Annotated in this window: 10 protein-coding genes; all 10 read left to right on the top strand. The window is 63.4% G+C overall.

The window, feature by feature from the left end:
• Positions 1 to 20: 20 nt before the first annotated feature.
• The 10 genes from CK489_RS38795 to CK489_RS38750 all read left to right on the top strand — a co-directional run bounded on the left by CK489_RS38795 (position 21) and on the right by CK489_RS38750 (position 12,776).
• Positions 21 to 1,835: a sulfatase-like hydrolase/transferase gene (locus CK489_RS38795; RefSeq protein WP_095736016.1), complete on the top strand. Its 1,815-nt coding sequence runs from the start codon at positions 21 to 23 to the stop codon at positions 1,833 to 1,835.
• Positions 1,836 to 1,870: 35 nt separating this feature from the next.
• A complete protein-coding gene (locus tag CK489_RS38790; protein ID WP_095736015.1) occupies positions 1,871 to 2,926 on the top strand; it encodes an HAD family hydrolase in 1,056 nt (351 codons plus the stop codon).
• On the top strand, positions 2,923 to 3,165 hold the full coding sequence (locus tag CK489_RS38785; RefSeq protein WP_095736014.1) for a DUF3302 domain-containing protein: 243 nt from the start codon (positions 2,923 to 2,925) through the stop codon (positions 3,163 to 3,165). Before CK489_RS38790 ends, CK489_RS38785 begins: the two co-directional genes overlap by 4 nt.
• Positions 3,165 to 4,106, top strand: coding sequence for an HlyD family secretion protein (locus CK489_RS38780; RefSeq protein ID WP_095736013.1), 942 nt, complete (start codon positions 3,165 to 3,167; stop codon positions 4,104 to 4,106). The genes CK489_RS38785 and CK489_RS38780 overlap by 1 nt, the downstream gene beginning before the upstream one ends.
• A gap of 12 nt (positions 4,107 to 4,118) precedes the next feature.
• Positions 4,119 to 5,546, top strand: a complete 1,428-nt coding sequence (locus CK489_RS38775; protein WP_050626667.1) for a DUF1254 domain-containing protein — start codon at positions 4,119 to 4,121, stop codon at positions 5,544 to 5,546.
• 407 nt (positions 5,547 to 5,953) lie between these two features.
• A complete protein-coding gene (locus CK489_RS38770) occupies positions 5,954 to 7,066 on the top strand; it encodes a DUF1254 domain-containing protein (RefSeq protein WP_245350720.1) in 1,113 nt (370 codons plus the stop codon).
• A gap of 14 nt (positions 7,067 to 7,080) precedes the next feature.
• A complete protein-coding gene (locus CK489_RS38765) occupies positions 7,081 to 8,097 on the top strand; it encodes a DUF1254 domain-containing protein (protein WP_095736083.1) in 1,017 nt (338 codons plus the stop codon).
• A gap of 65 nt (positions 8,098 to 8,162) precedes the next feature.
• Positions 8,163 to 9,575, top strand: coding sequence for a DUF1254 domain-containing protein (locus CK489_RS38760; protein WP_095736082.1), 1,413 nt, complete (start codon positions 8,163 to 8,165; stop codon positions 9,573 to 9,575).
• A gap of 50 nt (positions 9,576 to 9,625) precedes the next feature.
• Entirely contained in the window at positions 9,626 to 10,654 is a 1,029-nt protein-coding gene (locus CK489_RS38755) for a SphA family protein (protein WP_349626980.1), read from the top strand.
• A 19-nt stretch (positions 10,655 to 10,673) separates the two neighbouring features.
• Positions 10,674 to 12,776 (top strand): adenylate/guanylate cyclase domain-containing protein, encoded by a 2,103-nt coding sequence (locus CK489_RS38750; protein WP_095736012.1) that lies wholly within the window; start codon positions 10,674 to 10,676, stop codon positions 12,774 to 12,776.
• Position 12,777: the final 1 nt, after the last annotated feature.

Here is a 12,777-nt window from a genome sequence, read left to right as displayed (position 1 = left end):
GCGCAGGTAGGGAGTTTGATATGAGCAACGAAGCCGACGACAACAAGCCGAACGGCAAGACTCAGGCTATCGACCGCCGCAATCTGTTGCTGGGCACGTCCACGCTCGTAGCCGCGGCAGCGCTGACATCAGACGCCTTGGCGCAGGCACAAAAGGCTGCGCCGGCGGCAAGCCCCGCACCGGCAGCTTCATCCGGCCGCAAGCCGAATATCCTCGTGATCTGGGGCGACGACATCGGCATCGCCAACATCAGCGCCTATTCGAACGGCCTGATGGGATATGAGACGCCGAGCATCGACCGCCTCGCGCGCGAGGGCATCAAGTTCCAGCACTACTATGGTGAGCAATCCTGCACGGCGGGCCGTTCGGCGTTTCTCACCGGTCAGCACATTATCCGCTCCGGACTGAGCAAGGTCGGCTATCCCGGCGCGCCGATGGGGATGAGCCAGCTCGATCCGTCGGTCGGCGGTCTGCTCAAGAATCTCGGCTATGCCACCGGCCAGTTCGGCAAGAACCATGTCGGCGACCGCAACGAGTCGCTGCCGACCGTGAACGGCTTCGACGAGTTCTTCGGCAATCTCTATCACCTCAACGCCGAGGAGGAGCCGGAGCTGCCGGACTATCCCAAGGATCCCGGCTACCGCGCCAAGTTCGGGCCGCGCGGCGTCCTGCGCTGCAAGGCGACGGATCGCGACGATCCGACCGAGGATCCCCGGTTCGGCAAGATCGGCAAGCAGACGATCGAGGACACCGGCGCACTGACCAAGAAGCGAATGGAGACGATCGACGATGAAACGTCGGCGGCGGCGATCGACTTCATGAAGCGGCAGCAGGGTGCGGGCAAGCCGTTCTTCTGCTGGTTCAACGCAACCCGCATGCATCTGCGCACCCATGTTCGCCAGGATCATCGCGGGCGCTATACCCACGGCGACAGCGAATATATCGATGGCATGCAGGAGCATGACGACACGGTCGGATCGCTCCTGAAGGCGCTCGACGACATGGGGATCGCGAACGACACCATCGTGATGTATTCGACCGACAACGGGCCGCACATGAATACCTGGCCCGATGGTGCCATGACCTGGTTCCGGTCCGAGAAAAACACCAACTGGGAAGGCGCGTTCCGCGTGCCCTGCCTGGTGCGCTGGCCCGGCGTGATCAAGCCCGGCACCGTCACCAACGAGCTGATGAGCCACAACGACTGGATCCCGACCTTCTGCGCGATCGCCGGCGAGCCCGACATCGTCAGCAAGCTGAAGGCCGGCTACACCGCGAATGGCATCAACTACAAGGTCCATCTCGACGGTTACGACCAGTCGCAATTCCTGCGTAATGTGAGCGGAACGGCGGCCAACAACAACGGGACCAAGAGCGCGCGCAGCACGTTCTTCTACTCGGACGATGACGGGATGCTGGTGGGTATCCGCGCCGGCGACTACAAATACGTCCTCGCCGAGCAGCGCCTGCAGGGTACCATGGGTGTCTGGGCCGAGCCCTTCACCAACCTGCGCATGCAGAAGATATTCAATCTGTACCAGGACCCGTTCGAGCGCGCCGACATCACGTCGAATACATACTGGGACTGGTTCATCAATCACGTCGGCGGCGTCTACGGCATGATCGATGAGGTGGCGGTGTTCGCCGTCAGCCTCAAGGAATTTCCGCCACGATCGTTCCCGCCGAGCTTCAATCCGTCCACCATCATTGGCGAAGTCACCGACGGCATCAAGGAGGAGCGCGCCAAGCAGGCGACGCGTCAGCAGAGCATTGACCGCATTCGCGCCAACCTGCGGACGATGATCGATCAGCAGATTCAGCAGAGGTCAAGATAGCGATCCCTTGCATCGGCCGGCACGTCCGCCGGCCGATGCAAACTCCAAACCCGGAGGTCAACTTGCGATCCGCGGTCCGATATGTCCTGGCTCCGGCGCTGGCGATCGTTCTTGCGATCGGAGGCCTCGCGGGCGCGTTGGCTCAGACGGACCCGTTACCGTCCTGGAACGACGGCGCCCCCAAGCGGGCCATCACCGATTTCGTCGCGCGCGTGACGAAGCAGGGCGGCCCGGACTTCGTGCCGGCGGCCGAGCGCATCGCCACCTTCGACAATGACGGCACGCTGTGGACCGAGCGGCCGTTCTATTTCCAGCTTGCCTTCGCGATCGATCGGGTCAGGGCAATGGCGCCGGAGCATCCGGATTGGCAGACGCGGCAGCCGTTCAAGGCGCTTCTGGAGAAGGACACCAAGGCGCTTGCGGCCACGGGAGAGAAGGGACTGCTGCAGATCATGGCGGCCACCCATGCCGGCATGACGACGGATGCGTTCGCAAGCTCGGTGCGCGACTGGCTCGCGAGCGCGAGGCATCCACGCTTCAACCGCCATTATGACAGCCTCGTCTACCAGCCGATGCTGGAGCTGCTGGCCTATCTCAGGGCCAACGGCTTCAAGACCTTTGTCGTCTCCGGGGGCGGCGTCGAGTTCATGCGGCCGTGGATGGAGCGGGTCTACGGCATCCCGCCGGAGCAGGTGGTCGGATCGTCCGGCGTGGTCAAATTCGACGTCCGCGCTGACGGCAAGCCGGAGCTGATCAAGGAAGCCGGGGTCGAGTTCATCGATGACGGCCCAGGCAAGCCGGTCGGCATCAACCGATTCATCGGCCGCCGTCCGATCTTCGCGTTCGGCAATTCGGATGGCGACCTGCAGATGCTGCAATGGACCGTCGCAGGTTCGGGCGCGCGCTTCGCCGGCATCGTGCATCATACCGACGCTGTCCGTGAATATGCCTACGATCGGGATTCGAAGATCGGCAGGCTCGACAAGGCGCTCGATGCGGCATCCGCGGGCGACTGGACCGTTGTCGACATGAAGCAGGACTGGAACGAGGTCTTTCCACCCTTGGTCGCAGCCGGGGAGGTCAAGCGATGAGCGGCTACGACGTCTTCGCCTGGATCGTGCTTGTCGTCCTGATCGCCAGCTCGATCGGCGTGTTCTGCATCGCCGGCTGGCTGCCCGGGCATATCGCGAAGACGCGCAACCACCCCTATGCGCAGGCGGTGATGGTCGCCGGCTGGATCACCCTGATCTGCGGCTTCGCGCTGTGGCCGGTCGCCTTCGTCTGGGCCTATGTCGATGTGCCGGCGCCGCGCCGGGTGGGAGATGCGTGATGGGTGTCGCGATCTTCAACACCTATCTGGTGCTGCTGTTCCTGCTGGTGCACTTCAGGATCGTGCGCTTCAACCTGTTCTGGAAGGCGTCGCCCTTCATCGTGCTGGTGCTGCTGCTGTTCGGCCTCTTGGTGCCGATGGGCTGGGGCGCGCCGCAGGGCCCCGCGCTGGTGGTGCGCAACGCGGTCTCGATCGTGCCTGACGTCGCGGGCGAGGTTAGCGAGGTGCCCGTCGCCGCCAACGCGCCGCTCAAGGCCGGCGACGTCCTCTTCAAGATCGATCCGACGCCGTTTGATGCGCAGGTCAAGGCGATCACGGCGCAGCTGAATCTGTCGAAGACGCGGCTTGCGCAGATGACGACGCTCTATGAACGCGACGCCGGGCGCGGCTTCGACGTCGAGCAGCGCCAGTCCGAGGTCGACCAGCTCAGCGGCCAGCTCGAGGCCGCGCAATGGAATAGCGACAAGACAATAGTCCGCGCGCCGGGCGACGGCTACGTCACCAACGTTGCGCTGCGCAAGGGCGCGCGGGTGGCGAACCTGCCGCTGTCGCCGGTGATGGCGTTCATCGATACCTCGAACACCATCATCGGCGTCGAGATCAACCAGATCGATGCGCGCTATGTCGCGCCCGGGCAGGAGGTCGAGGTGACCTTCAAGTTCGCGCCCGGACAGATCTACACCGGAAAGGTCGAGAGCGTGTTGCAGGCGGTGGCGACCGGCCAGGTTACGACCTCGGGAACGGCCGTTGCGCCGAAGGCGATCGAGGCGGTGCCGTTCGTCGTGCGCGTCAGGCTCGATGATGCCGCCTTCGCCAGCCGCTTGCCTGCCGGCTCGAGCGGCACGGCGGCGATCTACACCGACCACCTGAGACCGACCCACGTCGTGCGCCGCGTGATCCTGCGGCAGGTTGCGATCGTAAACTATGTCAATCCGTTCTGAGAGGGAGCCAGCATGAGAAGGAAGATCCTCGGAGCCCTCGTCATGATGCTGGCGGCTACTGCGGCGCGCGCACAGACGCCATCGGCGGAAGAGCTTGCCGCGCGCAACATTCAGCGCCGCGCGGTCGAAGCCGTGATCTGGGCGATGCCCGCCGTCAACACCGACCTGATGCTGCAGGCGATGCTCACGAGCACCAAGGCCAAGGTAAACGAGATCGTCTACTGGTCGAAGCCGGTGAACTGGAAGAACCAGACGCTGACGCCCAATCCGGACTCGATCTACTTCATGTCATTCTGGAACGTGAAGGACGGTCCTATCGTGATCGAGATTCCGCCCGCTCAGGGCGGATCGATCGCCGGAAACATCGTCACCGCATGGCAGATGCCGCTGGAAGACGCCGGTCCCGAAGGCGCCGACAAGGGGCAGGGCGGCAAATACGTGATCCTGCCGCCCGGGTACAAGGGCGAACTGCCGGCCGGCGCGTTGGCGCTGCAATCAGACACGCTCAGTGGCTTTGCGCTGTTGCGCTCCAGCCTTGCCAGTCACAAGGACGCCGACATCGCCAAGTCGGTCGCCTATGGCAAGCAAATCAGGATCTATCCGCTAGCGCAGGCCGCCAGTCCGCCGCCGACCAATTTCACCGATGCCTACGACGTCCTGTTCGACGCGACGATCCCGTATGATGCCCGCTTCTACCGCAATCTCGATCGCGTGGTGCAGAATGAGCCGTGGCTCGACCGTGACCGGGTGATGATCGATCAGCTCAAGACGATCGGCATCGAGAAGGGCAAGCCGTACAATCCGGACCGCAAGACCGAGGATATCCTTGCGCAGGCTGCGCGCGAAGCCCACGCGCTCCTGTCGCAGCGCTACGACGCCGGCTTCCCGGTCATCAATCCGGGCATCCGCTGGTTTCCGGCGGCGATGCCGGAGATGGTGAAAGCGGCGCAGGGCGGCTACGCCGATCCCGATGTCTATCCGGTAGACGTGCGCGGGGTGACCTACACGCTCGGCTTCACCGGCATCAAGCGGATCGGAACCGCGCAGTTCTATCTGATGGTCAGCAAGGACAAAGACGGCCAGCCGCTCGACGGTGGCATCACCTATCGCCTCACCGTACCGGCCGACGCGCCCGTCAAGCAATACTGGTCGGCGACCGTCTACGACCGCGAGACCCACGCATTGGTCCGCAACATGCCGCGTGCGAGCCGCGCCTCGATCAGCGACGGCATCCAGAAGAATGCCGACGGCTCGGTCGACGTCTTTTTCGGCCCCAAGGCGCCTGAGGGCAGGGAAGCCAATTGGGTGCCGACCGATCCGAGTCGCAAGTTCGAATTGCTGTTCCGCCTCTACGGTCCGGAGAAGCCGTTGTTCGATCACGGCTGGAAGCTGCCCGATGTAGAACGGATCGCCACCACCGTCGGCGGTTCAACGAAGTGAAGGGCGAGAATCAGTTGTTGATGCAACAAGGGGATGTTCGGTGAAGATCCGATTTCTGCTCACCATGCTGCTTCTCGGGACGGCGTCTCAGGTGACGCTCGCTATGGCTGACCAACTGAATCCCCAACCGCTGCCGCTCTCGCCGAGCTGGGCGCGTGCCATGCCCATGGGCCCAGACACGCGAGTGAAGATCACGGAGGATTATGCAAGGCATGTCGGCAAAGATGCCTACTTCTGGGGCTGGCCGATGGCGAACATTTTCAATCGCCGCGTCTCGTTCAAGGACGTCAAGGAGCCGATGATGTCGGGTCCTGTCCCGATCGCTCCGCTTAACACCGTTGCGATGTTGACGAATTGCATCACGCCCGACGAACGGCTCGTCGCGTGCCCCAATCAGGATGTGGTCTATGGGGCGCGGCTCGCTGGCACTCGACATCGAGCCGGTGGTTGTTCAGGTCCCCGATTTCGGCGATCGCTTCTGGGTCTATCAGATGGTTGATCTGAGAACCGACAGCTTTGTTCAACTCGGCAAGATGTATGCGACGACACCGGGGTTCTATCTCCTGGTGGGCCCGAACTGGAAGGGTGAGGTCCCGCGCGGCATCACCAAGGTATTCCGTTCACCGACCGATACCGGCTTCGTCGCTCCAAGAATTTTTCAGGACGACACGGCCGAGGACAGGAAAGCCATCCAGCCCGTCCTGAAGCTGGTGATGATGTACCCGCTGTCGCAATACGACGGCGTGATGAAGAGCGCCGACTGGAGCAAGATGAAGGTGCTTCCGTCCGGGGAAGAGGGCGCGGCCGAGACGCGCTTCGTCTTCCCGGAAAAGTTCTTCGATGAATTGCCCGCCATTCTCGCCGATGCGCCTCCCTTGCCGGGAGAAGAATCCCGCTACGGCCAGATGCTGGCCGTCGTCAATGCAGCGAAGGACAATCCCAGGATCAAGGCCGCCCTTGTCGAAGGCGCGAAAGAAGCCGAGGAGAAGCTCGTCACGCCGCTGCTGCAGTTCCGGAACTATGGCGAGCAGCTTCCGCACAACTGGAGCACGATTTCCAACGAAGCCGCGTTCGGTACCGACTACTTTACCCGCACCGCGGTCGCGAGGTCCAACATCCTCGTCAACTTCCCCAACGAGACCAAGTACTTCTATCAGGACCTCGACGCTGCCGGCGACAGGCTGAACGGAAAGAACAGTTATGCGGTCACCTTCGCCAAGGATCAGACACCTCCGGTCGACGGCTTCTGGTCGTTGACGCTCTACAATGAGCATCATTTCTTCGCCCCGAACGAGCTCGACCGTTACTCGCTCGGCACCAAGAACAAATCGCTCAAGTACAATAGCGACGGCTCCCTGACCCTTTATGTGCAGGCGTCGTCCCCGGATAAGGACAAGCAAGCCAACTGGCTGCCGGCGCCGAAGGATGGCGACTTCTCCCTCTACGTTCGCGCTTACTGGCCGAAGGCGGCCATCACCGGCGGCACATGGACGCCGCCCGCAGTGCAGAAGGTGAATTGATCGAGATGACGACGATGAAAGGAACTTCAGCAGCGCTTTTCACCGCGAGCCTGCTCGCGATTGGCGCAGCACGGGCGCAATCACCAGTGCCTGTCACGGTCGACAACTTCGCCCGCGCCGAGTCCGATCTTTATCTGGGCAACCTCGCCAAGGGCGTGGGCCTCGGAAAGCTCGAGCATCGCCGCGAGCCGGCCAGCATCGACAATCAGACCGTGATCCGGCTCAACCGCGACACGCTCTATACGTCAGGGGTGTTCGATCTCGATGCCGGGCCGGTGACCATCACGATGCCGGATCCGGGCAAGCGCTTCATGTCGCTGCAGGTGATCAGCGAGGATCATTATGTGCCGGCCGTGTACTATGGCGCCGGCAAACGCACCCTGACGCGCGACAACGTCGGCACGCGCTATGCAGTCGTCGGGATTCGAACGCTGGTCGATCCGAACGACACCAAGGACCTCGCGCAAGTGCACGCGCTGCAGGATGCCATCAAGGTCAGCCAGAAGGCGACCGGCAAGCTCGAGCTTCCGAACTGGGACCCAGCCAGCCAGAAGGCCATTCGCGATGCGCTGCTGGCGCTGAACGATCATACCGGCGGCTTCGCCCACGCCTTCGGACCCAAGGGGCAGGTCGATCCCGTCAGGCACTTGATCGGCACTGCAGCCGGTTGGGGCGGCAATCCCGACAAGGACGCCACCTATCTGAGCGTCACGCCGACCAGGAACGATGGCACGACGGTCTACAAGCTTACCGTCCGCGATGTTCCGGTCGAAGCGTTCTGGTCGATCAGCGTCTACAACGCCAAGGGATATTTCGAGAAGAATTCCGCCGACGCCTATACGCTGAACAACATCACCGGCACGAGGGGCCCTGACGGCTCCATCGCGATCCAGTTCGGAGGCTGTGACGGCAAGGTCCCAAACTGCCTGCCGATCACCAAAGGCTGGAACTACACCGTCCGGCTCTACCGGCCGCGTGCGGAAATCCTGAACGGCAAATGGAAATTTCCGGAGGCGCAGGCGGTGAACTGAGGTTCCTGATGCCGGATATCGTCGAGGCGGAGTTTGAATTGGAAGCTGCGGGAAGGAAGTCGTCGATGATCAGATCAATACTTGCATCGATAGTCCTTGGAGTGGGGCTGACGCCGGGCGTGCCCGCTTCCGCGCAGGGCATCTCCGACCAGCAGGCGTACGAGATCGCGCGCGACGCTTATGTCTTCGCCTATCCGATCGTCACCATGGACGTGTCCATGCGTCAGTCGACCAACGTGCCCAACGCGGCCACGATCCCGCTGCGTGCTCCGGTCAACCAGTTTGCGCATGCAAGGACCTATCCGCGCGCCGTGGATCGGGACGTCGTGCGCTACAATTTCGATACGCTCTACTCGTTCGCTTGGCTCGACCTGTCGCAGGAGCCGAGAATCCTGTCGGTGCCGGACACGGGCGGGCGCTATTACCTGCTGCCGATGCTGGACATGTGGACCGACGTGTTCAGCGTCGTCGGCTCGCGCACGACCGGAACCAAGGCAGGAGATTTCGCACTCGTCGCGCCGGGTTGGAGCGGAACGCTGCCCGAAGGGGTGATCAAGATCGTCGCGCCGACGCCGACAATCTGGATTCTCGGCCGTACGCAGACGAACGGTCCCGCCGACTACGACAGCGTGCACAAGGTACAGGACGGCTACAGACTGACGCCGCTCAGTCAGTGGGGCAAGACCAGTCCGCCCCCTGCCGACATGCCAACCGATCCGGCGATCGACGACAAGACGCCGCCGCTTGTGCAGGTCAACAAGATGGACGGCGTTGCTGTGCTCGGGCGATTGGCCGATCTGATGGCGAAACATCCGCCGCACGGCAACGACTATCCGATCCTGTTCCGGATGCGGCAGATCGGCCTGGAGCCCGGCAAGCCGTTCGACGCCGCGAAGCTCGACCCGGCGCTGGTCAAGACCATCAACACTGCCGCCAAGGATGCGCTTGCCGATCTGGAGCAGTCGGGCAAGAGCGGCGCCGGCATCGGCCTTCACGTCAATGGCTGGTTCTATCAAACCAGCACCGTCGGCACCTATGGCACCGCCTACAAGCTCCGCGGGATGGCCGCGCTGATCGGGCTGGGCGTCAATCTGCCCGAGGATGCGGTCTATCCGGCGTCGTTCGTGGATGGCGACGGCAAGCCCTACAGCGGCGCCAATCGCTACCTGCTGCACTTCGACAAGGGCAAGCTGCCGCCGGCTAATGCCTTCTGGTCGGTCACGCTCTACGACAAGGACGGCTTCCAGGCACCGAACGCGCTGAACCGCTTTGCGCTCGGCGACCGCGACAAGCTCAAATTCAACGCGGATGGCTCGCTCGACATCTATCTCCAGAACGAAAGCCCCGGCGCAGAGCGGGAAGCCAACTGGCTGCCGGCTCCGGCGGGTGAATTCAACCTCGCGATGCGGCTCTATTCGCCGCAGCGCGCGGCCCTGGATGGCAGCTGGACGCCGCCGCCGGTCAGGAAGGCCAACTAAGGCGCATACGAATCCGCTACGATGTCCTGAACGAAAGTGGGGAGACCGAAATGGGCATGATCAAACGTCGCGAGTTTGCGTTATTCGGCATCATCGGCACACTCGTGCTATCGGCAATGCCGCGAACAGCGTTGGCCGATTCCGGCGGGGTCAGCTTCTGGCTGCCCGGCTCGTTCGCCAGCCTGACGGCGGCGCCGGCGATGCCCGGCTGGGCGTATGAGACGATCTACATTCACCTCGACCAGAGCGCCAGCGCGGGAAAGAATTTCGTCATCGGCAATCGCGTGCCCGGATCCGTCGTCGCCGGTCTCAACGCGCATGCGGACGTCCTCGTGGAGGGGTTCACCTATACCTGGGCCCAGTCGGTTCTTGGAGGACAGGCGGCCATAACGTTCCTCGCCGCGCCCGGAAATGTCGGTGTCGGCGTCGACGCGACGCTGACGGGCCCGCGCGGCAACAGCATCTCGGGCGTGGCGACCGACAACCGCAATACGGTTTCGGACGTGTTCTATCAGGGCACCCTGAAATGGAATCAGGGCGTCAACAACGAGATGTTCTACGTTTTCGGCAACATTCCGAGCGGGACCTACGACAGCACCCGCCTCGCCAATCTCAGCTTCGGGTTCACTGCGATCGACGTCGGCGGCGCCTATACCTATCTCAATCCGGAGTCCGGACAGGAGTTCTCGGTGCTGGCGGGCGTCACCTACAATGGAATGAACAAGGATCTCCAGTATCAGAACGGTATCGACTTCCACGTCGACTGGGGGCTTTCGAAGTTCGTCGCCAAGAATGTGCATGTCGGTGTCGCCGGATACTACTTCCAGCAGCTCACCGGAGACAGCGGCGCCGGCGCCAAGCTCGGCGATTTCAAGGGGCGCGTCGCCGGCATCGGCCCGCAGGTCGGCTTCATCTTTCCGGTCGCCGAAGGCTACCAGGGTTATCTCAATCTGAGAGGCTACAAGGATTTTGCCGCCGAGAACCGGCCGGAGGGATGGACGGCGTGGGTAACGTTCCAGCTCTCGCCGGCCGCGCCGGCGGCTGCACCGACCGCAAAGCCGATCGTGCGGAAATACTAGGAGGCGAACGACTGACCGGATGAGTGACGCGCGTGCGACCAGCCGGCGGCCGGTCCGGATCGGCTTCCGCACCTCGATCATCACGGTGTTCATCGCCGCGGTGCTGGTGGTCGGGCTGACGCTGGTCTATCTCAGCTTCAGGCGGGTCTCGTCGATCACGCAGATGGCGGCGAGCACCTTCATCGACAAGGTCGGGCAGCTCGGCGCCGACCGCATCGACGCGCAGTTCAAGAACGTGCGCGACAGCCTCGAGATCCTGGCGGGGCTTCCGGCCATCCAGGAAGCCGACATCGCCGACAACACCAGGCTCTACGGCCTGTTGGCCTCGATGCTGCGCAACAATCCGCAGATCTTCAATCTCTATGTCGGATATGAAGACGGTTCGTTCCTGGAGATGGATGTCATCGATCGCGCCAAGCCGCAATTCCGCAGCGGCCTGAATGTCGACGCCGATGCGGTCTATCGCGTCGTCGTGATTGCCCGCACCGGGGCGGCCGCGGCAGCGCCAGTCACGCTGTTCCTGTCGGAAAACCTGATCCAGGTCGCGGAGGTCGCCGGTCCGGAGCGCTACGACCCGCGGCAGCGTCCCTGGTATGTCGAGGCCTTCAAGGATCGCAAGACGCTGCTCACCGGACCCTATGTCTTCTATGCGACGGGCGAGCCGGGCTACACGCTGCGCACGCCGTTGAGGGAGGGCCGCCGTGGGGTGGTGGCCGCCGATCTTCTGCTCAATCGTCTCGAGGAGATGCTGAGCAGGCAGAAGCTCGGCAAGTCGGGGCTGGCCTTCCTGTTCAACGACGCCGACCGCATCGTCGGCCACCCCGAGATGCGCGATCTGATGGCGGAGCGCAGCGACGCGCTGCCCGGGATCGACGCCATCAAGCTCCCCGGCCTTTCCGCGGCGATCCAGTCCTGGCGCAGCGAAGGGGGCGCCCAGCAGTTCTTCACCGACGGCGACGGCCGGACGCTGGTTGCAGCCTTCCATCGCATCGAGACGGCCGGGCCGGCCAATATCCGCCTTGCGGTGATCGCCCCGCTTGATGAGTTCTTTGCCAAGATCATCTCGGAGCGGCGCGCGCTGTTCGCCATCGCGCTTGCCTTTGTGGTCGCGATGCTGCCCTTTGCATTCTGGCTCGGATCGCTGCTCGCCCGATCGCTGCGCGAGCTCGCGCGGCAGACCGATGAGATCCAGCGCTTCGAGCTCGCCGACCGGCCGCGCATGCAATCGGCGATCGACGAGATCGACGAGTTGGGCCGCTCGGTGTTCACGATGCGCACCGTGGTGCGCAATTTCTCCAGCTTCATCCCGCAGCCGATCGTACGTCAGCTGATGGAGTCCGGCGCCTCGCTGCAGCTCGGCGGCGTCAGGCGCGAAGTCACGGTTCTCTTCACCGACGTCGCCGACTTCACCGCGAAGACGGAGAAGGCCGATCCGTCGCAGGTGATGATCTTCACGTCGCGCTACTTTGCCGCGATGTCGCAGGCGATCATGCAGCACCATGGCACGATCGACAAATTCATCGGTGATGCCGTGATGGCGCTGTGGAACGCGCCGGACGACGATGCCGATCACGTCATCCATGCCTGCGAGGCCGTGCTGGACTGCCTGCACCGCAACGCCGAGCTGAACCGCGCCTTCCGGAGCGAGGGCTGGCCGGCCTATGCCACCAGGTTCGGCCTGCATCTCGGCGACGCCGTGGTCGGCAACGTCGGCTCCGCCGATCGCATGAACTACACCGCACTCGGCGCCACCATCAACCTGGCCTCGCGTCTCGAAGGCCTCAACAAGAACTACGGCACGCAGGTGCTGGTCAGCGCGGCCGTGCGGGCGCGCGCCGAACACAGGTTCGCGTTCCGCAGCGTCGACCAGATCCGGCCGAAGGGCTTTGCCGACGCGATCACGGTCTATGAACTCTGCGGTGAGCGCGGCGAGGCGGAGCTGACGTTCTGCGCGCGCTGGGAAGCCGTCTACAATTCGATCAGGTGCGGCGAGCCGGCAACGGCGCTGCTGCGCATTGCCGACTTCCTCGCCGAATATCCCTGGGATGGTGTCGCGCGGTATCACGCGGAACGGCTGCGCAATGCCGCTCAGCGGCCGCTGCTCGATCTTTCGGTGCACTGAG

The organism is Bradyrhizobium sp. UFLA03-84 (assembly GCF_002289535.1).
In the GTDB taxonomy this organism is placed as follows: Bacteria; Pseudomonadota; Alphaproteobacteria; order Rhizobiales; family Xanthobacteraceae; genus Bradyrhizobium; species Bradyrhizobium viridifuturi.
Note: the sequence above shows the minus strand (reverse complement) of the source record. Positions and strands in the feature narration are given on the sequence as shown.

Excerpts from the sequence above, each read along its gene's own strand:
- CK489_RS38750 (WP_095736012.1), top strand. The coding sequence starts at position 10,674 with ATGAGTGACGCGCGTGCGACCAGCCGGCGGCCGGTCCGGATCGGCTTC.
- CK489_RS38795 (WP_095736016.1), top strand. The coding sequence starts at position 21 with ATGAGCAACGAAGCCGACGACAACAAGCCGAACGGCAAGACTCAGGCT.
- CK489_RS38775 (WP_050626667.1), top strand. The coding sequence starts at position 4,119 with ATGAGAAGGAAGATCCTCGGAGCCCTCGTCATGATGCTGGCGGCTACT.
- CK489_RS38760 (WP_095736082.1), top strand. The coding sequence starts at position 8,163 with ATGATCAGATCAATACTTGCATCGATAGTCCTTGGAGTGGGGCTGACG.
- CK489_RS38790 (WP_095736015.1), top strand. The coding sequence starts at position 1,871 with ATGCAAACTCCAAACCCGGAGGTCAACTTGCGATCCGCGGTCCGATAT.
- CK489_RS38755 (WP_349626980.1), top strand. The coding sequence starts at position 9,626 with ATGGGCATGATCAAACGTCGCGAGTTTGCGTTATTCGGCATCATCGGC.
- CK489_RS38765 (WP_095736083.1), top strand. The coding sequence starts at position 7,081 with ATGAAAGGAACTTCAGCAGCGCTTTTCACCGCGAGCCTGCTCGCGATT.
- CK489_RS38780 (WP_095736013.1), top strand. The coding sequence starts at position 3,165 with ATGGGTGTCGCGATCTTCAACACCTATCTGGTGCTGCTGTTCCTGCTG.
- CK489_RS38785 (WP_095736014.1), top strand. The coding sequence starts at position 2,923 with ATGAGCGGCTACGACGTCTTCGCCTGGATCGTGCTTGTCGTCCTGATC.
- CK489_RS38770 (WP_245350720.1), top strand. The coding sequence starts at position 5,954 with ATGGGGCGCGGCTCGCTGGCACTCGACATCGAGCCGGTGGTTGTTCAG.